This window comes from Cupriavidus sp. GW823-FHT07B10 (genome assembly GCF_058794355.1).
Genome location: NZ_JBXAGS010000016.1, coordinates 1 through 21,486 on the forward strand (window position 1 = coordinate 1; position 21,486 = coordinate 21,486).

The 21,486-nt window shown below is 67.1% G+C and carries 21 protein-coding genes; 17 read left to right on the top strand and 4 right to left on the bottom strand.

What is annotated here, in order from left to right; genetic code table 11:
- Nucleotides 1-387: 387 nt before the first annotated feature.
- From AC1Q6V_RS26170 to AC1Q6V_RS26205, 8 genes are all read left to right on the top strand, one after another.
- Nucleotides 388-1,323, top strand: a complete 936-nt coding sequence (locus tag AC1Q6V_RS26170) for a dioxygenase family protein (protein WP_010810275.1) — start codon at nucleotides 388-390, stop codon at nucleotides 1,321-1,323.
- Between the two features lie 42 nt (nucleotides 1,324-1,365).
- Nucleotides 1,366-2,115, top strand: coding sequence for an SDR family NAD(P)-dependent oxidoreductase (locus AC1Q6V_RS26175; RefSeq protein WP_439671967.1), 750 nt, complete (start codon nucleotides 1,366-1,368; stop codon nucleotides 2,113-2,115).
- A gap of 51 nt (nucleotides 2,116-2,166) precedes the next feature.
- Nucleotides 2,167-3,051: a beta-keto acid cleavage family enzyme gene (locus tag AC1Q6V_RS26180; protein ID WP_454750943.1), complete on the top strand. Its 885-nt coding sequence runs from the start codon at nucleotides 2,167-2,169 to the stop codon at nucleotides 3,049-3,051.
- A 41-nt stretch (nucleotides 3,052-3,092) separates the two neighbouring features.
- Nucleotides 3,093-4,070 carry a quinone oxidoreductase family protein gene (locus AC1Q6V_RS26185; RefSeq protein WP_011617479.1) on the top strand — a complete coding sequence of 326 codons (978 nt, stop codon included), beginning with the start codon at nucleotides 3,093-3,095 and terminating at the stop codon, nucleotides 4,068-4,070.
- Complete coding sequence (locus AC1Q6V_RS26190) at nucleotides 4,067-4,408, top strand: cupin domain-containing protein (protein ID WP_010810271.1); 342 nt, start codon at nucleotides 4,067-4,069, stop codon at nucleotides 4,406-4,408. Before AC1Q6V_RS26185 ends, AC1Q6V_RS26190 begins: the two co-directional genes overlap by 4 nt.
- An 85-nt stretch (nucleotides 4,409-4,493) precedes the next feature.
- Complete coding sequence (locus tag AC1Q6V_RS26195; RefSeq protein WP_454750942.1) at nucleotides 4,494-5,597, top strand: porin; 1,104 nt, start codon at nucleotides 4,494-4,496, stop codon at nucleotides 5,595-5,597.
- Between the two features lie 87 nt (nucleotides 5,598-5,684).
- Nucleotides 5,685-6,668, top strand: coding sequence for a tripartite tricarboxylate transporter substrate binding protein (locus tag AC1Q6V_RS26200; RefSeq protein ID WP_010810269.1), 984 nt, complete (start codon nucleotides 5,685-5,687; stop codon nucleotides 6,666-6,668).
- Between the two features lie 92 nt (nucleotides 6,669-6,760).
- The gene (locus AC1Q6V_RS26205; RefSeq protein ID WP_010810268.1) at nucleotides 6,761-7,795 is read left to right on the top strand and encodes a LacI family DNA-binding transcriptional regulator; all 1,035 of its coding nucleotides are present in this window, start codon (nucleotides 6,761-6,763) and stop codon (nucleotides 7,793-7,795) included.
- A gap of 21 nt (nucleotides 7,796-7,816) precedes the next feature.
- On the opposite strand, the gene AC1Q6V_RS26210 is transcribed toward AC1Q6V_RS26205, so the two are convergent.
- Both AC1Q6V_RS26210 and AC1Q6V_RS26215 read right to left on the bottom strand, forming a co-directional pair.
- Nucleotides 7,817-8,128, bottom strand: coding sequence for a hydroxyquinol 1,2-dioxygenase (locus AC1Q6V_RS26210; protein WP_454750941.1), 312 nt, complete (start codon nucleotides 8,126-8,128; stop codon nucleotides 7,817-7,819).
- Nucleotides 8,129-8,431: 303 nt separating this feature from the next.
- Nucleotides 8,432-9,235: an SDR family NAD(P)-dependent oxidoreductase gene (locus AC1Q6V_RS26215; protein ID WP_010810266.1), complete on the bottom strand. Its 804-nt coding sequence runs from the start codon at nucleotides 9,233-9,235 to the stop codon at nucleotides 8,432-8,434.
- 169 nt (nucleotides 9,236-9,404) lie between these two features.
- Here AC1Q6V_RS26215 and AC1Q6V_RS26220 point away from each other — a divergent pair, with 169 nt between their 5' ends.
- Together AC1Q6V_RS26220 and AC1Q6V_RS26225 are read left to right on the top strand one after the other, a co-directional pair.
- Nucleotides 9,405-10,355 (top strand): GlxA family transcriptional regulator, encoded by a 951-nt coding sequence (locus AC1Q6V_RS26220; protein ID WP_010810265.1) that lies wholly within the window; start codon nucleotides 9,405-9,407, stop codon nucleotides 10,353-10,355.
- A gap of 149 nt (nucleotides 10,356-10,504) precedes the next feature.
- Complete coding sequence (locus tag AC1Q6V_RS26225) at nucleotides 10,505-10,969, top strand: RidA family protein (RefSeq protein WP_010810264.1); 465 nt, start codon at nucleotides 10,505-10,507, stop codon at nucleotides 10,967-10,969.
- 15 nt (nucleotides 10,970-10,984) lie between these two features.
- Here the strand turns inward: AC1Q6V_RS26225 and AC1Q6V_RS26230 are convergent, their stop codons facing one another.
- Nucleotides 10,985-11,896 (bottom strand): LysR family transcriptional regulator, encoded by a 912-nt coding sequence (locus AC1Q6V_RS26230; RefSeq protein WP_010810263.1) that lies wholly within the window; start codon nucleotides 11,894-11,896, stop codon nucleotides 10,985-10,987.
- Between the two features lie 290 nt (nucleotides 11,897-12,186).
- Here AC1Q6V_RS26230 and AC1Q6V_RS26235 point away from each other — a divergent pair, with 290 nt between their 5' ends.
- The 3 genes from AC1Q6V_RS26235 to AC1Q6V_RS26245 all read left to right on the top strand — a co-directional run bounded on the left by AC1Q6V_RS26235 (nucleotide 12,187) and on the right by AC1Q6V_RS26245 (nucleotide 15,089).
- The gene (locus AC1Q6V_RS26235; protein ID WP_010810262.1) at nucleotides 12,187-12,897 is read left to right on the top strand and encodes an SDR family NAD(P)-dependent oxidoreductase; all 711 of its coding nucleotides are present in this window, start codon (nucleotides 12,187-12,189) and stop codon (nucleotides 12,895-12,897) included.
- A 147-nt stretch (nucleotides 12,898-13,044) separates the two neighbouring features.
- Entirely contained in the window at nucleotides 13,045-13,788 is a 744-nt protein-coding gene (locus AC1Q6V_RS26240; protein WP_011617473.1) for a response regulator, read from the top strand.
- Nucleotides 13,785-15,089, top strand: coding sequence for a sensor histidine kinase (locus tag AC1Q6V_RS26245; RefSeq protein ID WP_011617472.1), 1,305 nt, complete (start codon nucleotides 13,785-13,787; stop codon nucleotides 15,087-15,089). Before AC1Q6V_RS26240 ends, AC1Q6V_RS26245 begins: the two co-directional genes overlap by 4 nt.
- A gap of 16 nt (nucleotides 15,090-15,105) precedes the next feature.
- Here AC1Q6V_RS26245 and AC1Q6V_RS26250 read toward each other — a convergent pair whose 3' ends face one another.
- Nucleotides 15,106-16,584, bottom strand: coding sequence for an efflux transporter outer membrane subunit (locus tag AC1Q6V_RS26250; protein WP_454750940.1), 1,479 nt, complete (start codon nucleotides 16,582-16,584; stop codon nucleotides 15,106-15,108).
- A 122-nt stretch (nucleotides 16,585-16,706) separates the two neighbouring features.
- Between AC1Q6V_RS26250 and AC1Q6V_RS26255 the strand changes: the two genes are divergently transcribed.
- The 4 genes from AC1Q6V_RS26255 to AC1Q6V_RS26270 all read left to right on the top strand — a co-directional run bounded on the left by AC1Q6V_RS26255 (nucleotide 16,707) and on the right by AC1Q6V_RS26270 (nucleotide 21,400).
- Nucleotides 16,707-17,195, top strand: a complete 489-nt coding sequence (locus AC1Q6V_RS26255; protein WP_454750939.1) for a winged helix-turn-helix transcriptional regulator — start codon at nucleotides 16,707-16,709, stop codon at nucleotides 17,193-17,195.
- An 84-nt stretch (nucleotides 17,196-17,279) separates the two neighbouring features.
- Nucleotides 17,280-18,386, top strand: a complete 1,107-nt coding sequence (locus tag AC1Q6V_RS26260; RefSeq protein ID WP_010810257.1) for an HlyD family secretion protein — start codon at nucleotides 17,280-17,282, stop codon at nucleotides 18,384-18,386.
- Complete coding sequence (locus tag AC1Q6V_RS26265; protein WP_010810256.1) at nucleotides 18,386-19,984, top strand: DHA2 family efflux MFS transporter permease subunit; 1,599 nt, start codon at nucleotides 18,386-18,388, stop codon at nucleotides 19,982-19,984. The genes AC1Q6V_RS26260 and AC1Q6V_RS26265 overlap by 1 nt, the downstream gene beginning before the upstream one ends.
- Nucleotides 19,985-20,347: 363 nt before the next feature.
- On the top strand, nucleotides 20,348-21,400 hold the full coding sequence (locus AC1Q6V_RS26270) for an alpha/beta fold hydrolase (protein WP_454750938.1): 1,053 nt from the start codon (nucleotides 20,348-20,350) through the stop codon (nucleotides 21,398-21,400).
- Nucleotides 21,401-21,486: the final 86 nt, after the last annotated feature.

The following is a 21,486-nucleotide window of genomic DNA, read 5'->3' on the forward strand; positions in this document are numbered from 1 at the left end:
GGTATTGCGCGGCAGGGACTGGCTTTGTTGAGGTTCGCCGCCGGGCCACGGAATGCATTTAAGGCGATCGATGTATCTGGCCCGTAGCGCGTGAGGGGTGTCTCTGTCGAAACACGTATCGTTGCAGCTGCGTGATACAGACGGGTACAAATTCATGCGCGAACGGGCTGGGGAGCCGCATCGGCAGGGGACTCGGACAGGCTTATGCGCCACATTCTGCGCCTCTGCATGCACCTAGGGTTTCTCCCGAAAATCCTCCGTACGCCCTTGTTTTGATTGTGATTCTGGTTGAACGGCAGCCGTTGCTAGTCGTGGCGGTGACCAACTTCGACCTTGACCATCCGTCGAAACCGTCGATAATGCAAACGTTTGCAAAGGAGGCAAAACATGGAAACTTCCAGCGAGCGGCAGGCGCCACAAGGCGAGCGTCTGGCGCTGATCGAGGACGAACACTCGGTGACAGGCGTGGTCCAGGCGGCCATGGCCAATACCGCCAATCCCCGCCTGCGCTTCATCATGGATTCCCTGGTGCGGCACCTTCACGGGTTCCTGTCCGAGGTGCGGCTGTCCGACGAGGAATTCGAGCTTGCCCTGGGGTATATCGCCAGCCTGGGCCATGCGACCAATGCCAAACACAACGAGGTTGTGCTGGCTGCCGACGTGCTGGGGCTGTCGACGCTGGTGACCGTCATGAATAACAGCACCAGGGACGGGCGCACGCCCGGCGCGCTGCTGGGCCCGTTCTATCGCGCCAACGCGCCGCGCTATGACTGCGGTGACTGCGTGGTGCAGGACGACGCGCCTGGCTTGCCGCTGCTGGTCAGCGGCACCGTGCGGGCGACCGATGGCACGCCGCTGCCAGGCGCCCTGGTCGAGATCTGGCAGGCGTCGCCGGTGGGACTGTATGACAACCAGGATCCGGCCCAGCCCGACCGCAACCTGCGCGGCTGCTTCCATACCGATGAAAGCGGCGGCTACCACTTTCGCACGGTACGGCCTGCCGGCTATCCCGTGCCGACCCACGGCCCGGTAGGCACGCTACTGGCCGAGCAGCAGCGCCATCCGTACCGGCCGGCGCATATCCATTTCATCGTCGCGGCGCCGGGTTACCGGACGCTCGTCACCCAGGTGTTTGCCGACGCGCCGGACAAGCTGGAATCCGATGTCACGTTCGGCGTGCATCGGCAGCTGGTTGGCGATCTCCGGCTGCACCACCAAGGCCCCAGCCCGTGGGGCGATGTGCCGGCGCCGTTCTACACACTGGCGTTCGATTTCACGCTCGAGCCCGGCGAGCAGACCTTCCCGAAGCCGCCGATCGACTGATCGCCGGATCGGCTTCCCCTGACCCATTCCCACATTGAAACCATGAGTGCTACTTTTCTTTCCGGCAAGGTGGCCGTGATCCTCGGCGGCACCGGCGCGATCGGCTTTGCCGCCGGTGAAACGCTGGCGCGCCTTGGCGCAAGCGTCGTGCTGACCGGGCGCGACGCCGACGAGGCGGCCAGTGCCGCGGCGGCCTTGCCGGCCGGCAACCATCTTGCCGCTGTGGCCGAGGTTGCCGACAGCGCCTCGCTGCGCGCGCTGGCCGACGAGGTCAGCCATCACTACGGCCGCGTCGATATCCTGGTGAACACCGCAGGCTTTACGCGGGCGATCCCGCACGCCGACCTGGACGCCCTGGACGATGCGCTGATCGATGAACTGTTTGCCATCAACTGGCGCGGGCAGTTTGCTGCGATCCGTGCGTTCGCGCCGCACCTGCGCGCCAATGGCGACGGGCTGGTGGTCAATGTCGGGTCCATCGCCGGCCGTACGGGGCAGGGCAGCAACGTTGCGTACTGCGCTGCCAAGGCCGGGCTCGATGTCATGGCGATGTCGCTCGGGCGCGCGCTGGCGCCGCATATCCGCGTGCTGAACGTATCACCGGGCGTGGTCGATACCGCCTTCGTGCCGGGACGCGACAGCGGCTTCAACGAGCGCGCCGCCAAGTCGACGCCGCTCAAGCGCGTCGGCCAGGCACAGGACGTGGCCGATGCCATCGCGGCCTGCGCGACGTCGCTGCGCTTTGCCACCGGCACCACCATCGTCGTGGACGGCGGCCGCCAGCTTGGATAGGCCGGGCCCCGCTTGTTTACCCAACCGAATTTCCATCACTGACCTTCGCTCATGCACGCACGCAAGACCATCATCACCTGCGCGGTGACCGGTAATATCGTCACCCCGGAGCAGCACCCCGGCTTGCCGGTCACGCCGGCCCAGATTGCCGACGCCGCGCTGGAAGCCGCCGAGGCCGGCGCAGCCGCCGCCCACATCCACGTGCGCGACCCCGAAACGGGGCGCCCGTCGATGTCGCTCGACTACTACGCCGATGTCATCGACCGCATCCGCAAACGCAACCGCTCGCTGATCATCAACCTCACCACCGGGCCCGGTGGCCGCTTCGTGCCGAGCGAGGACGAGCCGCGCGTGGCCGCGCCGGGCACCACGCTGCTGCATCCCGCCAAGCGCGTCGAACACATCGCGGCGCTGCGCCCGGACGTCTGCTCGCTCGACCTGAACACCATGAACTCCGGCGGCGACGTGGTCATCAACACGCCCACCAACGTGCGCAAGATGGCCGGCGTGATCCGCGCGGCCGGTGTCATGCCCGAGCTGGAGATCTTCGATTCCGGCGACCTCAATATGGCGCTCGACTTCATCCGTGGAGGCGTGCTGGACGGCCCCGGCCTGTGGACCCTGGTGCTGGGCGTGAAGTACGGCTTTGCGGCCACCCCGGAAACCATTTTCTACGCGCGCAACATGCTGCCCGCCGGCGCCCACTGGTCGGCCTTCGGCATCGGCCGCGCGGAGTTCCCGATCGTGGCCCAGGCATGGCTTGCAGGCGGACACGTGCGTGTCGGCATGGAAGACAACATCTATCTGGAGAAGGGCGTGCTGGCGCCAAGCAACGCGGCGCTGGTCGCCAAGGCGCGCGACATCGTCAGGTCGCTCGGCGGCGAGATTGCGTCGTCGGCCGAGGCCCGGCGCACGCTTGGCCTGCGCGAGGCCTGATCCCGGCCATACCGAACCAAACATTTCAGGAAGGAAGCACCATGAACACCATTCGAGTCAGCGAGAAAGCCGCCAATATCGACGCCCTGCAGCTGGAGCTGCTCGGCGTGCCGCGCCCGGAAGCGGCGCAGGGTCAGGTCATCATCGAAGTGGCCAGTGCCGGGGTCAATCCGAGCGACGTGAAGGCAACGCTCGGCCTGATGCCGCATGCGGTCTGGCCGCGCACGCCAGGCCGCGACTACGCAGGCCTGGTGGTCGACGGACCCTCCGAGCTGCTGGGCCAGCCGGTCTGGGGCAGCGGCGGCGAGCTCGGCATCCGCCGCGACGGCACGCATGGCAAGTATCTGCGCATCCAGGCCAGCGCCGTGCGCGCCAAACCGGCGTCGGTGTCGCTGCTGGAAGCCGGCGCCGTGGGGGTGCCGTTCATTACCGCCTATGAAGGGCTGCGCCGCGCGGGCATGCCGCAGGCTGGCAGCACCGTGCTGGTGTGTGGCGGCAATGGCAAGGTGGGGCAGGCTACGATCCAGATCGCCACCGCGCTCGGCGCGCGTGTTTTTGCGGTGGAGCGCACCGCGGAAGCCTATCGCGGCCATGCCAGCGGCGACGTGCGCATGATCGATGCCAGCAGCGAATCCATTGCCGCGGTGGTGCGCGAAGAGACCGACGGACACGGTGCGGACATCGTCTACAACACGGTGGGAAGCCCCTACTTCGAACAGGCCAACCAGGCCATGGCGATCGGCGCGGCGCAGATCTTCATCTCGACCATCGAGAAGCCGGTGCCGTTCGATATCTTCGCCTTCTATCGTGGCCAGCACACCTATGTGGGCGTCGACACCCTTGCGCTGGACAGCAACGCCTGCGCGGGCATCCTTGACCAGCTCGCACCGATGTTCGCCTCGGGTGCGCTGCGGCCGTTCCCGGTCTTCTCCGACTACACCTATTCGCTCTCCGACGCCAAGGAGGCCTACCGGGCGGTCCTGCAAGGCGCGACCGAACGCGTGGTGCTGAAGCCGTGAACACGACCCGGTTCGCGCAGGCGCCGGCCTACTTTCCGGCCAATCATGAAGGCATGCACTGCCTGCGCCTGCAAGGGCATGAAGCGGGACCGTCCGAAGCCTTGTGGATGGGGGTCTCGGTGCTGTTGCCGGGCGGCCATACGTCGATGGATGCCGCGCCCGTGGAAAAGCACTACGTCGTGCTGGAAGGCGAAGTCTGCATCGCCACGCCCGACGAGCGCGTGACGCTGGCCCAGTTCGATTCCGTGCGCGTGGCGCCGGGTGAGGCGCGGCAGGTGTTCAACCCGGGCAATCGGCCGGCGATGCTGTTGCTGGCGATGCCGTATCCCAAGAGCTGATGTTTTTGGGCCGGATTGCAAACGATTGCAAAAGAGCGGGGCAGACGGCCCGCCCACAACAACCACGACAAACCAGGGGAGACAAATGAAGTCCATCAGAAAGCCCAGCCATCTGCTCATGCTGGCCATGGCCGCAGCCTGTGGCGGCGAGGCCAGCGCGCAGTCGGCCGTGACGCTGTACGGGCGCATCAATACGGCACTGGAGTATTCCTATGCCAACACCGCGACCGACGGCACCCGCCTTGGCGGCGTGGGGCGCCTGACCAACAACCGCTCAGTCTTCGGCATGCGCGGCGAAGAAGGCCTGGGCGGCAGCCTGAAAGCCATCTGGCAGATCGAAAGCAATTTCTCGCTCGATACCGGCCAAGGCCAGGTGGCCGGGCGCAATACGCGGGTGGGGCTGCAGGGCGATGCCGGCACGCTGTTCCTGGGGCATTGGCAGACCCCATACACCGAATCGACAGCGGCCTACGACCCGTACTATCCGACCACCGCCGGCTATATGGCGCTGATCGGCAACGGCTCCACGTCCAGCTCCGACAACGTCCAGGACACCAGCTCGTTCGACCGCCGGCAGAAGAACATCATCGTCTACAAGTCGCCGTCGTTCGCCGGCTTCAGCGGCGCCGCGGCGTGGGGCGTGAATGAGGAGAAGACCACCGTACCGCGCAATCCCGGGTTGTATTCGTTCTCGGCGGCCTACGACAACGGCCCGCTCAACGTGGTGCTGGCCTATGAAGTCCACCAGCACTACCAGACCGCCGGCCGCAACGATGATGCGATGAAGGCGGGCGTCTCGTACAAGTTCCCCACCACCACCGTGGCGCTGCTCTATGAACGGCTCCACTACCGCACCGCGACCGGCGACCTGACCCGCAACGGGTACTACGCGTCGCTGGTGCAGAAGCTCGGGCCGGGCAGCGTGCGCGTCGGTTTTGGCCTTGCCAGCAATGGCGCGGGCAATGCGACCGAGACCGTGGGCTTCTTCCGCAGTGGCGCGGAAACGGGTGCCACGCAGGTCACGGTCGGCTACGACTATCCGCTGTCCAAGCGCACCGCGCTGTATGCGTACTACAGCCGCATCAACAACAAGCGCAATGCGATCTACGACTTTGCCATCAATGAACTGGGCGTGAGCGCGGGTTCAGACCCGCAGACGGTCGCGCTCGGCATGCGGCACTTCTTCTGAAGCAGGGCGGCACGCCCGGCATGGGCATGCCGCATTCATCGGCGACGCGCGGTGTTCGCGCTCGCTTCTGGAGTGAGGAGACACAGAATGATTCGATCCATCCAAGGCACCGTGCTGGCGCTGGCGTCATCGCTCATGCTGGCGGCCGCACCCGCCGCCCACGCGCAACCGCAATATCCCAGCAAGCCGATCCGGCTGGTGGTGCCGTTCTCGGCCGGCAGCGCCACCGACATCCTGGCGCGCATCATCGGCAGCAAGATGGGCGAGGGCGGCACTTACCAGGTGATCGTGGACAACCGCCCCGGCGCCGGCGGCACCCTGGGTGCCACCGGCGTGGCCAAGGCGGCGCCGGATGGCTACACGCTGATCCTGGTTTCGGTCGGGCACGCCATCAACGCCACGCTGTATCCCAAGCTCTCGTATGACACGGTGAAGGACTTCGCGCCGGTCTCGCTGGTGGCCACGGTCCCCAATGTGCTGGTGGTCAATGCCGCCAGCAAGTACAAGTCGGTGCGGGACGTCGTCAACGCCGCCAAGGCGACGCCGGGCGGGCTGAATTTCGACTCGGCGGGTTCGGGCAGCTCCACCCACCTGAGCGGCGAGATGTTCAAGATGCAGGCCGGCATTGACATCGTCCATATCCCGTACAAGGGCACGGGCGAAGCGCTGACCGACGTCATGGCTGGCCGGGGCGACATGATGTTTGCGCCCAGCGTATCGGCCATGCCGTTCGTCAGGCAGGGCAAGCTGCGGGCGCTGGCGGTCACCACGGCCAGGCGCGCCAGCGCGCTGCCGGAGATTCCCACGGTGGCGGAGTCCGGCTTCCCCGGCTACGCGTTCGACTCCTGGTTCGGCGTGCTGGCGCCCGCCGGCACCCCGAAGGAAATCGTCGATGCGCTCAATGCCGAGATCGGCAAGGCCTTGGCCGCGCCGGATGTGCGCGAGCGCCTGGCCGCCCAGGGCGCGGAGCCAAAGCGCTCGTCGCCGCAGGAGTTCGCTGCCTATATCCAGGCGGAGATCGGCAAGCTGGCGCCGGTGGTCAGGCAATCCGGCGTGAAAGCGGGGCAGTAGCGGCACCCGGCAGGCGTGCGGCGACGGCGCGGGGCTGGCTTAGAATGGTGGTTTCCAACCCTCCCCGGGCTGCCGCCCCGCCAACTGCCGTCATGCCTGAGCGCAAGCGCCTCACCCTGAAAGACCTGGCTGCCGAGATCGACGTGCATTACTCGACCATCTCGCGAGTGATGAACCCGGCCACGCGGCACCTGGTGGCTGAGGACGTGGCGGCCCGCATCCTGGAGGTTGCCGAGGCGCGCGGCTTTCGCCCCAACCGCATCGCGGCGGGGCTGCGCACCCAGCGTTCCGGACTGGTGGGCGTGGTGCTGCCCGATATTTCCAACCCGGTGTTTCCGCCCATCCTGGCCGGGATCGAATCCGTGCTGGCGCAGCAGGGCTACGTGCCGATCGTGGTCAATGCCGGTACCGACAAGAGCCGGCAGCGCTTTGTCATCGACCAGATGATCGGCCGGCAAGTCGAAGGACTGGTGCTTGCCACCGCGGAACGGGACGATCCGATCCTCGCCTACTGCCTTAAGCAGCATATCCCCGTGGTCACGGTCAACCGGGGCGATGACACGGGCCGGGTGTCCTGCGTGGTGAGCGACAACCTGCTGGCCATGCGGCAGACGGTCGACCACCTGGTCGGCCTGGGCCACCGCCGCATCGGGCATATTGCCGGGCCAGCCACGCTGTCGACCGGCTTCCTGCGTCGCGAGGGCTTTCTTCAGGCGGTCAAGCGCCACCGCCTGCGCCGCGGGGAATGGCAAGTCATGGAGGCCGCCAGCTATTCGCGCGAGGCCGGCCGGCTCGCATGCGAGCAGCTCTTCGCGGCATTTCCGCAGGTGACCGCTATCGCCGCCGGCAATGACCTGGTGGCGATGGGCTGCTACGACTACCTGCGCGAGCACGGCATGCGTTGCCCCGAGGATGTCTCGGTGGTGGGCCACAACGACATGCCTTTCGCCGACGCCCTGACGCCGCCGCTGACCACCGTGCGCATTGCCGTCCACGAAATGGGCGAGGAGGCTGCCCGCCTCCTGCTCAGGAAGATCGACAAGCCAGCCTCCGATGCCGTCACCGTGCAACTGACGCCGCAGCTGATCGTGCGGGGTTCCACGGCTGCGCCGCGCGCAGCGGAATAGCCGAGGGTCAATGCCCTGCTATCAGGCGTGGGCGCCGTCCTGGTAGGGATCGAAGCTGCGCGCCGGATCAGCGGACGGACCCGTGCGGTCCCACCCGGCCAGGATGCGTCCACCCTTGTCGTACGGATCGACATTGCGCGCGCCCTCGGTGTACGGGTCGCGTGCGTCCTGCACGGCGCGGGCGCCGTCGGTGAATGCGTTGCGTGCGTCCTGCACGGAACGTGCGCCTTCGCTGAACGGATCGCGCGCACCGGGACCGGCGGCCTGGGCGCCGGCGGCGGCAGCTGCCAGGGCGAGGGCGAGAACAATGCGCTTGGTGAGATCGGTAATCATGGTCGGTTTCCTTGAGATCTGGGTTGAACTGCGCGGCCGGGGGATCGTCTTGTCGACGCATGCCGTCGGTCCACGAGATGCATTAAAGGAAACCGGTGTATCTGCGCTATAGCGTGGAGACCCTGTTTCTGTCAGGGCACGTATCGTCCCCTGTGCTTGATACATAGCGGTACAAAAGGACCATGGGAGGCGCCTGCTGGCGTAGGTGGCAGGGAGGAGGCGCGCGGCGGCCGGAGCGCTTGCCGGATACCGCGCGCCCCGGGGAAGGTGGTGTAAAGGCCGCGCGCGTCCGCGAGCCGTCAGTTACCGGGCAACGCCGTACCGGGTAGCGGGCTGGTCACGCGAAAGATTGGGGCCGAGCGCGGCGCGTGCCGCCTCGAACGTGTTCCAGTCGGCCACGTCGGGCAACGACGGCACGGTAATCACCTCGCCCTGGTCCAGCCCTGCCAGGGCCGCGTCGACCAGGTCGTCGCCGCTCATGACTATCGATTGCGGCAGGTTCTCGACCGGCTGGCCGGCGGTGTCCCAGAACTCGGTGCGGGTGGCCCCCGGCAGGACCGCCTGGATGCGCACGCCCTTGCCCGCAAGCTCATGTTGCAGCGACTGGGTAAAGGCCAGCACAAACGCCTTGGTGGCGCCGTAGACACCGTTCAGGACCTCGGGCGCGACCGCCACGATCGAGGCGATATTGATGATGGTGCCCTCGCCGCGCGCAACGAACGCCGGGGCGGCGGCGTAGGTGAGCCGGGTCAGCGCCGTGACGTTGAGCTCGATCATTGCCTGCATGGTGTCGACATCCGATTGCAGCAGCGGTGCAGCGCCGCCGAAGCCGGCGTTGTTGACCAGCGTGGTGATGCTTGCATCCGTGCGCAGGATCTCTTCGATGCGTCGTACATCGGCTGCCTGGCCAAGGTCCGCGGTCACGATCTCGACCGAGCGGCCGGTATCGTCGGTAATCCGGCGGGCCAGTGCTTCCAGCCGCGCGCGGTTACGCGCCACCAGGATCAGGTCGTGGCCCCTGCGCGCCAGGCGCTCCGCATAGATGGCGCCGATGCCGGAAGAAGCACCGGTGATGAGGGCGGTGCCGGAATGGTTGTGCGTGGTCATGTCAAAGCTCCAGATTCAGTGAGGGGGGATGTTGGTGGCGGTCGGCGCTGGATCGGCCGGCTGCGTGAAGCCAAGATTAGGCGCACAATGGCGTTGGCACCAATGTCATAGATGCCACCTTTTCTGCCATCCGGGAAGGACACCTTCCTGCTGCCCTCGGGAGATCGACATGCATCACGTGGCCCTTGCCCTCTATCCCGGCTTCCAGGCGCTGAACCTCGCGGTCTCGACGGTGCTGGAGTTCGCCAACCGCTCGCTCGGAGAGCCGCTGTACAAGGTCCACCTGCTGTCCGAGCATGGCGGCCCCGTGTTGAGTTCCGGTGGCTTTTCCGTCGGCACCGAGCCGTTCGGCAAGCGTCGCTTCGACACCGTGCTGGTGGTGGGAGACAACGACGTGCTGCCCACGCCGCCCGCCCTGGTGAAGTTCCTGCAGCGTGCGGCGCGGACTTCGCGGCGCATCGGCGCCACCTGCACCGGTGCCTTCAACCTGGCCGAGGCCGGGGTGCTGGACGGCCGCCGCGCCACCACGCACTGGTACTACGCGGAGCAGTTGCGGCGGCGCTTTCCGAACGTCGGCGTGGAAGAGGACCGCATCTTCATCATCGATGGCCCGGTCTGGACCTCGGCCGGGATGTCGGCCTGCATCGACCTGGCGCTGGCGCTGGTGGAGAAGGACGCGGGCGCCGCGGTTGCGCGCGATGTGGCGAAGTTGCTGGTCGTGTATCACCGGCGCGCCGGCGGCCAGTCACAGTTCTCGGCACTGCTGGACCTGGAACCGCGCTCGGACCGCATTCGTGCCGCGCTGGATTTCGCGCGGCAGAACCTGCAACAGGAACTTTCGGTGGAACAACTGGCGGATGCGGCGCACCTGAGCCCGCGGCAGTTCGCGCGCGCATTTCGTGACGAGACCGGGCAGACCCCCGCCAAGGCCGTGGAGCACCTGCGCGTGGAGGCGGCCAGGCTGATGATGGAAGGCGGCCGCCATGCCATCGATGTGGTGGCGCGGGATACCGGCTTCGGCGACCGCGAGCGCATGCGGCGTGCGTTCCTGCGGGCGTTCGGCCAACCGCCGCAGGCGATCCGGCGCATGGCGCGCGGCGACGAACTGCAGACTGCGTAGGGGCGGCCGTGCCGGTACAGGGGCATGCAAGGAAGTCGGGTATCCGACTTGTTACCCCAGGTACCAATTCCTGTTCCGCGCCATGCCTTTATCCCAGGCTGGCGCGCACATAGAGTTGGTCGCGTGACCCTCACCTGATTGGAGCCAGCATGTCTGTGCAAGAACGTCTCGCAGCGCGCGGCCTGGTGCTGCCGCAGCCACCGCAGCCCCTGGGCAGCTATACCGCGGTCAGCCAGGCCGGCGACCTCCTGTTCATTTCCGGGCAGTTGCCCTTGCAGGATGGCAAGGTGGTCTGGCAAGGCCAGGTCGGCAAGGACCTGGATGTCGGGCAGGGCAAGCGTGCCGCCGAGCTGGCGGCGCTCAACGTGCTGGCGCAGATCCATGCCTACCTGGGTGGCTTCGAGCGCCTGGACCACATCGTCCGCGTCGACGGGCACATTTCCAGCGCGCCCGGCTGGTTCGGGCAGCCGGCGGTGCTCGACGGTGCCTCGGACCTGTTTGGCGAGGTGCTGGCAGAGAAGGCCGGCCACGCGCGCACCATTTCCTCGCACTTCCAGCAGCCGGCGAATGCGGCCGTGATCCTCGTGGTCATTGCCCAGATCCGGCCTGAATAAGCGCGGCGTGAGCCGCTACGCCGAGAACTTCTCGACCAGGAAGTCGACGAACGCCCGTACCCGGCGCGAGACGTGGCGCGCGGACGGGTACAGCAGCACAAAGGGGCGCGTACTGCCGCCGTAGTCCTTCAGCACCTCCACCAGCGTGCCGTCGCGCAGGTCCTGTTCCACGACGAAGCGGTAGGTCTGGAACAGGCCCGCGCCGGCGCGCACCAGCGTGGCCCCGCCCAGGATGTCTTCTGACGCCGCATACGAGCCGGCGGTCACGATATCCGTGTCCTCGCCGTTGACCCGGAACGTCCATGGGATCCGCCGGCCGCTGCTCGGGCGCTCGAACTGGATGCACTCATGCCTGAGCAGGTCCTCCAATGACTGCGGTGTGCCGGCACGCCGCAGATAGCCAGGCGTTGCCACCACCACCAGCTCCGCGTCTTCCAGCTTGCGCGCGATCAGGTTCGAGTCATCCGGCGCACGCCCGCGCACCGACAGGTCATAGGTGTCATCGGCGAAATCCACGTTGCGGTTGCTGATGTGCACGTCGATCTCGACTTCGGGGTAGCGCTCGCGGAATGCCGGCAGCACCGGCAGCACGCGATAGTGCGCGTAAGGGGTCGGCAGGCTGATCCGCAAGCGCCCCGCGGGGGCAGCCTGCTGGCCGCTGATCTGCCGCTCCGCGTCCACCAGCTGCGCCAGTGCGCCGCGGCTCTGCTCGAAATACACCCGGCCTTCGTCGGTCAGGCGGATCTGCCGCGTGGTCCGCACGAACAGCCGCACCCCCAGGCGCTCTTCCAGCCTTTGCACAGTGCGGCTGACTGCGGGCGGTGTCACGCCCGCGGCCACTGCCGCCGCGGTAAAGCTGCCCAGCTCCGCGGCCAGGCAGAACAGCTCGATGCTGCCAAGCTGAAGGTCATCGAATTGCCGTTTCATGTCTTTGGCTTGCGACCGCAGGCCGCACCGGATCAAGCGATGTATCCATCATATGTGCGCCACTGGCAGAAGTCGATGTCCGGGCCGTGGCCTGCGCCGAAGTGACTACGAGGCTGCGCACGCCAGGCGCGCCGGAGGATTCGTCCCGCTCCATTTGTGCTTGTGGCGCAAGACTGTTTGTGCCGCCAGGGTCTTCGAATACGGAAGCGAATTGCCTAGATTGGAACCCATCGGAGCCGCCGGCCCGATCGGCAAACAAGCCGATTCAATCTACATCGAGGTTCAAGAAAATGAGTGCAGCACAGAAAGTCGTAGTCGTCACGGGCGCATCGCAAGGCATTGGCGCCGAACTGGTCAAGGCGTTCCGGGAGCGCGGCCATCGCGTTGTCGCCACGGCGCGCACCATCAAGCCGTCGGACGACCAGGACATCCTGGCAGTCGCCGGCGATATCGCCGATCCGTCCACGGCGCGCCGCGTCGTCGCCGAGGCCGTGGCAAGGTTCGGCCGCATCGACACCCTGGTCAACAACGCCGGCATCTTCGTCGCCAAGCCGTTCACCAGCTATACCGACGAGGACTACGCGGCCGTCACCGGCATCAACCTGACGGGCTTCTTCCATATCACGCAGCTGGCCATCGCCGAAATGGAGAAGCACCGCAGCGGCCACGTGGTCAGCATCACAACCAGCCTGGTCGACCATGCGATCAGCGGGGTGCCGTCGGTGCTGGCCTCGCTGACCAAGGGTGGCCTGAACGCCGCGACCAAGTCGCTTGCCATCGAGTACGCCAGGACCGGCATCCGCGCCAACGCGGTCGCGCCCGGCATCATCAAGTCGCCGATGCATGCGCCGGAAACCCATGAGGCGCTGGGCGCCCTGCACCCGGTGGGGCATATGGGCGAGATGCGCGATATTGTCGATGCGGTCCTGTATCTCGACAACGCGCCGTTCGTCACGGGCGAGATCCTGCATGTAGACGGCGGCCAGAGCGCAGGGCATTGAGCGGACACCCCCGCGGCGCGCGCCGGCGCACCGCGGGTGTTACCCGACGGCGCGATGGGGGAATACCCGTCGCGCCGTATTGCGTTAATCTTTCGGTGCCCGGCGCCGCGCCTGGCGGTTTTCAATCAATCTGCCAAGGTGACGCCGATGGAAGCACACACCGACCACATCCTGATCGTGGATGACGACCGCGAAATCCGTGAACTGGTCTCAACCTACCTCACCAAGAACGGCTTGCGCGTTACCGTGGTGCCTGACGGGCGGCACATGCGGTCGTTCCTGGACGTCAACAGCGTCGACCTGATCGTGCTGGATGTGATGATGCCGGGCGACGATGGCCTGGTGCTGTGCCGTGAACTGCGGGCGGGCAAGCACAAGGCCACCCCGGTGCTGATGCTGACCGCGCGCAGCGACGAGACCGACCGCATCATCGGCCTGGAAATGGGCGCCGACGACTATCTTGCCAAGCCTTTCGCCGCACGCGAGCTGCTGGCCCGCATCAAGGCGGTGCTGCGGCGGACCCGGATGCTTCCGCCCAACCTGCAGATCACCGAGGCCGGGCAGCTGCTTGCATTTGGCGACTGGCAGCTCGACACCACCGCGCGCCACCTGATTGACCAGGATGGCGTCATCGTCGCGCTGAGCGGCGCGGAATACCGGCTGCTGCGCGTCTTTGTCGACCATCCGCAGCGCGTGCTCAACCGCGACCAGCTGCTCAGCCTCACGCAGGGCCGCGAAGCGGAAATGTTCGAGCGCTCGATCGACCTGCTGGTCAGCCGCTTGCGCCAGCACCTCAGGGACGACGCGCGCGAGCCCCGCTACATCAAGACCGTGCGCAGCGAGGGCTATGTCTTCTCGACGCCCGTGGAGATCCGGGAGGCACGCCAGTGAATCTCCGTGCCTTGCCCTGGCCCCGTACGATGGGCGCGCGGCTGTTCCTGATCCTGCTGGCCGGCCTCATCGTCGCTCATGGCCTGTCGTTCGGCGTACTGTTTGCCGAGCGCTACATCACCGCGCGCAAGGTCATGCTCGGCACCCTGGAGACCGACGTCTCCACCTCGATCGCCATCCTCGACCGCCTGCCCGCGGCGGAGCGCCCGCAGTGGCTGCGCCACGTGAATCGCGGCGCCTACCAATACATCCTGGGGCCGGGGCTGCCAGGCGTGCCGGAGATGTCCGCGCAGGCCACGGAAGTTGCCGACCGGATCATGGAAGCGAGCGGCGGCCGCTTCCCGGTCAGGGTCGAGTCCATCCCCGGCCAGGGCAAGCGCATGCAGGCCCACCTGACCCTCAGCGATGGCAGCCCGCTGACCATCGACGTGCATCCGAAGCCGACGCCGGTCGCGCAATGGCTGCCTTATGTGCTGCTTATCCAGTTGCTGCTGCTGATCCTGTGCTGCTGGCTTGGCGTGCGCCTGGCGATCCGCCCGCTGGTGGCGCTGGCCAATGCCGCCGACGCGCTCGACCCGAATGCCAGGACCCAGCCGCTGGGCGAGACCGGGCCCACCGAACTGGTGCGCGCCGCGCGCGCATTCAATGCCATGCGCGAACGCATTGCCCGCTTTGTCGAGGAGCGCGTGCAGATTCTGGCCGCGATTTCCCACGACCTGCAGACGCCGATCACGCGGATGAAGCTGCGCGCAGAAATGACGGAAGACTCTGAGGAAAAGCGCAAGCTGGTGCAAGACCTCACCGAGATCGAAACGCTGGTGAAGGAGGGGCTGGCCTACGCGCGCGCCATGCATGGCGATGGCGAGACGCCGTCGCGGATCGACATCGGCTCGTTCGTCGAGAGCCTGGTCTACGACTACCAGGACACCGGCAAGGCCGTCACCATCCTGCAGCGTGCCGGCGGCACCCTCGACACGCGCCCGCACGCCTTGCGCCGCATCCTGACCAACCTGACCGACAACGCTCTCAAGTTCGGCGGGGCGGCGGAGCTGAGCGTGCACCGCGAGGACGGCGGCGCGGTGACCATCAGCGTGCTCGACCGCGGGCCCGGCATCCCGGCTGAGCAGCTGGAGTCCGTGCTGCAGCCGTTTGTCCGGCTTGAGGCATCGCGCAACCGGGAGACCGGCGGCACCGGCCTGGGCCTGGCGATTGCGCACCAGCTTGCGCTGGCCATCGGCGGCTCACTGACGCTGCGCAATCGCGAGGGCGGTGGCCTGGAGGCGCGGCTCAGGGTGGGCTGAGCCGCCGCCCGCTACGTTACCAGCCACCCCCCAGCGCACGGAACGTTGCCACCGCCGCGCGGGCATTGTCGGCGCCCACACGTGCCTGCTGGTCGCGCGCGGCCAGCAGCAGGCGGTCTTCCTCCAGCACTTCGAACAGGCTGACCGCGCCGCCCTTGTAGGCGTCCTCGGCGGCGCCGCGCGAGCGCGCGTGGGCAGCCACTTCCACGGTCAGCTCCTTGCCCTGCAACTCCAGCTGGGTCAGCGTGATGATCGCGTTTTCCACGTCCTCGGTGGCGCGCAGCATGGCCTTGCGGTAGGTGGCCAGGGCTTCGGCGTTGGCGCCTTTGGCCTGCGCCACTTCGGCATCGACCCGGCCGAAGTCGAACAGCCGCCAGCGCAGTCCCGCGATCGCGGCGGGCTGGAAGGCGGACCCGGTGAACAGCTTGCCGGCGGAGAGGCTCTCGAAGCCGAGCAGCGCTGACAGCGACAGCTTCGGGTAGTACTCGGCAGTGGCCACGCCGATGCGGGCACTGGATGCCGCCAGCCGGCGCTCCGCGGCAATCACGTCCGGGCGGCGTTGCAGCAGGTTGGCCGGACCTTGCGCCACGGCGATCTGCGGCACGGCGGTGCGCTCGGTCGGCGTCAGGAGTTCAGCGGCATAGGTGCCCGGATGCGCGCCCATCAATACATCGAGCCGGTTCAGCTGTGTCTCCAGTTCGATCTGCAGCGGCGGGATGGTCACGCGGGTCTGTGCCAGCTGTGCTTCCGCCTGCGCGCGTTCCCGCTCGGCGCCGATGCCATCGGCCAGCCGCAGCTGCACCAGCTCGAGCAGCTTTGCATTGGTCCGCACCTGCTGTTGCGCGATGGCGATGCGCTGCTGCGCGCCGCGCACGCGGAAGTAGGCATCGGCCGCTTCGGCGGCTACCAGCACGCGCACGCCCATGTGCTCGGCTTCCGCGGCCTGGGCCTCCGCGCTGGCGGCCTCGGCGCCGCGCCGCAGGCCGCCGGCCACGTCGATCTCCCAGCTTGCTCCCACACCAGCGCTGTACACCGTCTTGTTGCGCTCAAAGCCCGGCGCGTTCTTGCCGAGGCTGCCCAAAGGCCCTTCCAGCGACTGGCGCTGCCTGGCCACGCTGCCGGACAACGATGCCTGCGGCAGCAGTTCGGCGCCGGCGTGGCTGGCCGCGGCGCGGGCCTGGTCGACCCGCGCAATCGCCGCCGCCAGGTCGAGGTTCTGCTCCAGCGCGCGCTGGATCACGCGCGTCAGCGCGGGATCGTCAAAGCCCAGCCACCAGCTGTCCAGTGACGGCGCGGGCTGCGTGGCCTCGCGGGCGTCCAGCGCCGCTGCGTGCGGGTAGGCCACGGGCATGTCCGAGGCCGGCATGTGGTAATCGGGGCCGGCCGCGCAGGCCACCAGGGCGGCCGCGGCGCTGACCGCAAGCAGGGTGGGCAGGAGGCGGGCGATACCGGCGCGGGTGCGCCGGAGCGGGGGACGGAATGGACTTTGGGGCATGACGGACACCTTTCAACAGCGACGAATAAAGCACAAGCCAAAAACTAACTTGCATGATGATAGTTACTACTCTAGACTAACTTTCAAATTGATAGCAACCCCAATTTCGGAGGAAGCCACTCATGCGGAGAAAGCCGCTTGCTGACACGCCTTGCCCCATCGCTCGCACGCTGGCCTGCGTTGCCGACAGCTGGAGCGTCCTGATCCTGCGCGAAGCCTTCTATGGCGTGACGCGCTTTGATGAGTTCCAGCAGAACCTGCGCATCGCCCCCAACATGCTGACCCGCCGCCTGAACTCGCTGGTCGAGGACGGCTTGCTGGAGCGCCGCCCGTACTGCGACCGCCCGCCCCGTTCCGAGTACATCCTGACCGAGCGCGGCCATGACTTCCGCCCGGTCCTGCTGGCCATGCTGGCCTGGGCCAACAAGCATCTCGCGCCCGAGGGCCAAAGCGTGCAGCTCGTCAACCGACTCACTGGCGAGCGTGTCGAGCCGGTACTGGTCGATGCCGCCAGCGGCCGCCCCGTCACCGACCCCGATTTCCACATCGTCCCCGGGCCGGCGGCTACCGACGGCCTGCGGCGCCGGCTGGACCGCTCGGCCGAAGCCTGACCCGAACTATCCCGAACCCTACCGAACCCTCCACCCATGCCGCCTCGCAGGCGGGATAAGTCCTGAAAGCAGAAAGGAAGTGCCATGAGCAGTAATACGCTGACTGAACGGGCGGGTACCGAACCCGTTCCCGCTTCGAAATCCAAGGCCAGCCCCAGGCGGCTGCTGGCGACCGGCGCGCTGGTTGTGGCCGGATTGGCCGCAATCGGATACGGCTACCACTGGTGGACATCGGCTCGCCACCTGCAGCGTACCGACGACGCCTACGTCGGCGGCGATGTCACGGTGATCGGCGCCAAGGTCGGGGGCTACATCGCGGAAGTCGCGGTGACGGACAACCAGACGGTCCACGCGGGCGATGTGCTGGTGCGTATCGACGACCGCGACTACCGCGCCGCACTGGCCAAGGCCGAAGGCGCCGTGGCGGCGCAACAGGCACTGCTGGCAAACCTGGATGCCACCGCGCGCCTGCAGGAGGCGGTCATCGCCCAGGCCAAGGCCGGCATCGCGGCCACCAATGCCGACACCGTACGGGCGCGCGACGACCAGGTGCGCTACGCCAGCCTGGTGGCGAAGGCGGCTGTCTCCATCCAGAGCTCGCAGAAGGCTGACTCGGACTACAAGCAGGCCCAGGCCAATGGCGAGAAGGCGCGTGCGGCGCTGCTGGCCGCGCAGCGCCAGCTGGACGTGATCGGCACGCAGAAGCAGCAGGCGCAGGCGTCGCTGGCGCAGGCGACCGCCGAGCGCGACATCGCGAAGCTGAACCTTGGCTATACGGAACTGCGCGCGCCCGTGGACGGCACCGTGGGCAACCGGCGCGCCCGCGTCGGCGCCTTTGCCGGTGCCGGCAGCCAGTTGCTGTCCATCGTGCCGGCCAGCGGGCTGTGGGTGGACGCCAACTTCAAGGAAGGGCAACTGGCGCACATGCGCCCCGGCATGCCGGTCGAAATTGAAGCCGATGTGCTGCCGGGGCGGGTCTTCCATGGCCACGTCGCCAGCCTGGCGCCGGCCACCGGTGCGCAGTTCAGCGTGTTGCCGCCGGAGAATGCCACCGGCAACTTCACCAAGATCGTCCAGCGCGTGCCGGTGCGGATCCGCCTGGACGAGCAGGATGCCCGGCTTGGGGTCCTGCGCCCGGGGCTGTCGGTGATCGCCCAGGTCAACACGCAGCCAGGCAAGCAGGTGCAGTGATGACCACGGCTACCCTGACCACCCCTGCGTCCGCCGTGGCGATGCCGGACGAGATGTCCACTGCCGCCAAGGTGTTCGCCTTCAGCACGATGTGCGTGGGCATGTTCATCGCCTTGCTCGATATCCAGATCGTCTCCGCCTCGTTGCGCGATATCGGCGGCGCGCTCTCGGCCGGCGCCGATGAAACCGTGTGGGTGCAGACCAGCTACCTGATCGCCGAGATCATCGTCATTCCCTTGTCCGGCTGGCTGTCGCGCGTGATGTCGACGCGCTGGCTGTTCGCCGCCTCCGCGGCGGGCTTCACGGTGGCCAGCCTGCTGTGCGGGGTGGCGTGGGACATCAACAGCATGATCGTGTTCCGGGCGCTGCAAGGTTTCCTGGGCGGTTCGATGATCCCGATGGTGTTCACCACGGCCTTTGCCTTCTTCGTCGGCCCCCAGCGTGTCATCGCCGCCGCCACGGTCGGCGGGCTGGCCTCGCTGGCGCCGACGCTGGGGCCCACCATCGGCGGCTGGATCACCGATCACTATTCCTGGCACTGGCTGTTCTTCATCAACCTGGTGCCGGGTATCTTCGTCACCATCGCCGTGCCGCTGCTGGTCAAGATCGACCGGCCCGACTGGTCGCTGGTGCGCGGTGCCGATTACCTGGGCATGGTGCTGATGGCGCTGTTCCTGGGTTGCCTCGAATACACGCTGGAGGAAGGGCCGCGCTGGGACTGGTTCGGCGACGACGTGATCCTGGCCACCGCCTGGATCTCCGGCCTGTCGGGCGTGGGCTTCATCTGGCGCACGCTGACCTATGCCAACCCCGTGGTGGACCTGCGCGCGCTCAAGGACCGGAACTTCGCGCTCGGCTGCTTCTTCTCCTTTGTCACCGGCATCGGCATCTTTGCCACCATCTACCTGACGCCGCTGTTCCTGGGGCGCGTGCGCGGCTTCAGCGCGCTCGATATCGGGCTGGCGGTGTTTTCCACGGGCGTGTTCCAGATGGCATCGATCCCGCTCTATGCCTTCCTGGCCAACCGGGTCGACCTGCGCTGGTTGATGATGATCGGCCTGGGGCTGTTCGCGGTGTCGATGTGGTACTTCGCGCCCATCACGCACGACTGGGGCGCGGCGCAACTGCTGCTGCCGCAGGCGCTGCGCGGCATGGCCCAGCAGTTCGCGGTGGCGCCCACGGTGACACTGACCCTGGGCAGCCTGCCGCCGGAGCGGCTCAAGCTTGCGTCCGGGCTGTTCAACCTGATGCGCAACCTGGGCGGGGCCATCGGCATCGCCGCCTGCGCGACCGCGCTCAACAACCGCGGCAACCTGCACTTCCTGCGCGAGGCAGAGCACCTGAACATCCGTAATGAAGCCATGGGCAACCTGTTGCAAGGGATCAGCGACCAGTTCGTCGCGGTCGGGCACGATGCCCTCGATGCGCAGACCGCCGCCCTCAGGCAATTGTGGGGACTGGCCTGGCGCGAGGCGCAGACCCAGACCTTTGGCGACATCTTCCTGCTGATCCTGGTCTGCTTCGCGATCGCCACCGCCATGGTGCCGCTGATGCGCAAGGTTGCAGCGCCGAAGGGTCCGTCGGCAGACGCGCATTGATTGTGGAACGACCATGAAAGTCAGTCTGTGCAATCGGCTCCTGCCTGTCGCGCTGATCGTGGCGAGCGCCACGGTGGCATATGCGGGGGAGCGCCCGCGCGAAAACGGTGTGGCGTGCGCTCGTGCAGCTAATGCCTATTGCAATCTTCCAGATCAGGGCAACAGGCCAATGCCGCAAGGCGTGCCGCAGGGAGAGTCCGCTTGACTGACGTGCCAGTCCTTCAGCCGGGCTGCTTTGTATCCAAGTATGTCGCCATCGCGGATACATACACAGCGATACAAATCCCCTGAAATCCGACACATTCCGCTTGCCATGGCCTCCTAGACTCGTGCTCACATTGATCACGCAAACGGGAGAAGCAAATGTCGAAGACAGTCGATCTACCTCGTCGAGGCTTTCTGGGTGCAGCGGCAGTGACGCTGGCCACCGCGCCGTTCGGGCTGCCGCAGGCCGCCCGCGCGCAAACCGGTGTGTCGAAGGCGCCGGCGCTGCCCTTGACCACGCCGGGCACCCATGCCAGCTTCGCGCCGGTCAGGCAAGTCAACGCCGGCGTGCTCAATATCGGCTACGCCGAGGCCGGCCCTGCCACAGGGCCGGTCGCGCTGCTGCTGCACGGCTGGCCCTACGACATCCACAGCTTTGTCGACGTGGCGCCGCTGCTGGCGGCCCGCGGCTATCGCGTGATCATTCCCCACCTGCGTGGTTTTGGCTCGACGTCCTTCCTGTCTGCCGACACCATGCGCAACGGCCAGCCCGTAGCGATAGCCGCCGACATGATCGCGCTGATGGACGCGCTGAATATCCGCAATGCTGTAGTGGCCGGCTTTGACTGGGGCGCGCGCACCGCCGACATCATGGCGGCGATCTGGCCGGACCGCTGCAGGGGGCTGGTCGCGGTCAGCGGCTACCTGATCGGCAGCCAGGCAGCCGGCAAGCAGCCGCTACCGCCCGAGGCCGAGCTCCAGTGGTGGTACCAGTTCTATTTCTCCACCGACCGGGGCCGCGCCGGCTACCAGAAGTACACCCACCAGTTCGCCAGGCTGATCTGGAAACTGGCATCGCCGCAATGGCAGTTCGATGATCCGACCTTCAACCGCAGCGCCGCCGCCTTCGACAATCCCGACCACGTCGAAATCACCATTCACAACTACCGCTGGCGGCAGGGGTTGGCCAGCGGGGAAGCCAGGTTCGACGATCTCGAGAAGCGGCTCGCCACGGCCCCCACCATCGGCGTGCCCACCATCACCATCGAGGGCGATGCCAACGGCGCGCCGCACCCCGAGCCCAGCGCCTATGCCAGCAAGTTCACGGGCCGCTACGAGCACCGGGAACTGACAGGCGGGATCGGCCACAACCCGCCGCAGGAAGCGCCCACGGCGTTTGCGCAGGCGGTGCTCGATGTAGACAGGCGCTGACGCATGAGGGGCGCAATGCGCAGATTGCTGATACTGGCTGCCATGACGCTGTCAGCGCTGGCATCGGAGCTGGGCGGCGCTGGCCA

Bases quoted from the DNA above. Each gene is read 5' to 3' on its own strand.
- AC1Q6V_RS26170 (WP_010810275.1), top strand. From the start codon at position 388: ATGGAAACTTCCAGCGAGCGGCAGGCGCCACAAGGCGAGCGTCTGGCG.
- AC1Q6V_RS26175 (WP_439671967.1), top strand. From the start codon at position 1,366: ATGAGTGCTACTTTTCTTTCCGGCAAGGTGGCCGTGATCCTCGGCGGC.
- AC1Q6V_RS26180 (WP_454750943.1), top strand. From the start codon at position 2,167: ATGCACGCACGCAAGACCATCATCACCTGCGCGGTGACCGGTAATATC.
- AC1Q6V_RS26185 (WP_011617479.1), top strand. From the start codon at position 3,093: ATGAACACCATTCGAGTCAGCGAGAAAGCCGCCAATATCGACGCCCTG.
- AC1Q6V_RS26195 (WP_454750942.1), top strand. From the start codon at position 4,494: ATGAAGTCCATCAGAAAGCCCAGCCATCTGCTCATGCTGGCCATGGCC.
- AC1Q6V_RS26200 (WP_010810269.1), top strand. From the start codon at position 5,685: ATGATTCGATCCATCCAAGGCACCGTGCTGGCGCTGGCGTCATCGCTC.
- AC1Q6V_RS26205 (WP_010810268.1), top strand. From the start codon at position 6,761: ATGCCTGAGCGCAAGCGCCTCACCCTGAAAGACCTGGCTGCCGAGATC.
- AC1Q6V_RS26210 (WP_454750941.1), bottom strand. From the start codon at position 8,128: ATGATTACCGATCTCACCAAGCGCATTGTTCTCGCCCTCGCCCTGGCA.
- AC1Q6V_RS26215 (WP_010810266.1), bottom strand. From the start codon at position 9,235: ATGACCACGCACAACCATTCCGGCACCGCCCTCATCACCGGTGCTTCT.
- AC1Q6V_RS26220 (WP_010810265.1), top strand. From the start codon at position 9,405: ATGCATCACGTGGCCCTTGCCCTCTATCCCGGCTTCCAGGCGCTGAAC.
- AC1Q6V_RS26225 (WP_010810264.1), top strand. From the start codon at position 10,505: ATGTCTGTGCAAGAACGTCTCGCAGCGCGCGGCCTGGTGCTGCCGCAG.
- AC1Q6V_RS26230 (WP_010810263.1), bottom strand. From the start codon at position 11,896: ATGAAACGGCAATTCGATGACCTTCAGCTTGGCAGCATCGAGCTGTTC.
- AC1Q6V_RS26235 (WP_010810262.1), top strand. From the start codon at position 12,187: ATGAGTGCAGCACAGAAAGTCGTAGTCGTCACGGGCGCATCGCAAGGC.
- AC1Q6V_RS26240 (WP_011617473.1), top strand. From the start codon at position 13,045: ATGGAAGCACACACCGACCACATCCTGATCGTGGATGACGACCGCGAA.
- AC1Q6V_RS26250 (WP_454750940.1), bottom strand. From the start codon at position 16,584: ATGCCCCAAAGTCCATTCCGTCCCCCGCTCCGGCGCACCCGCGCCGGT.
- AC1Q6V_RS26255 (WP_454750939.1), top strand. From the start codon at position 16,707: ATGCGGAGAAAGCCGCTTGCTGACACGCCTTGCCCCATCGCTCGCACG.
- AC1Q6V_RS26260 (WP_010810257.1), top strand. From the start codon at position 17,280: ATGAGCAGTAATACGCTGACTGAACGGGCGGGTACCGAACCCGTTCCC.
- AC1Q6V_RS26265 (WP_010810256.1), top strand. From the start codon at position 18,386: ATGACCACGGCTACCCTGACCACCCCTGCGTCCGCCGTGGCGATGCCG.
- AC1Q6V_RS26270 (WP_454750938.1), top strand. From the start codon at position 20,348: ATGTCGAAGACAGTCGATCTACCTCGTCGAGGCTTTCTGGGTGCAGCG.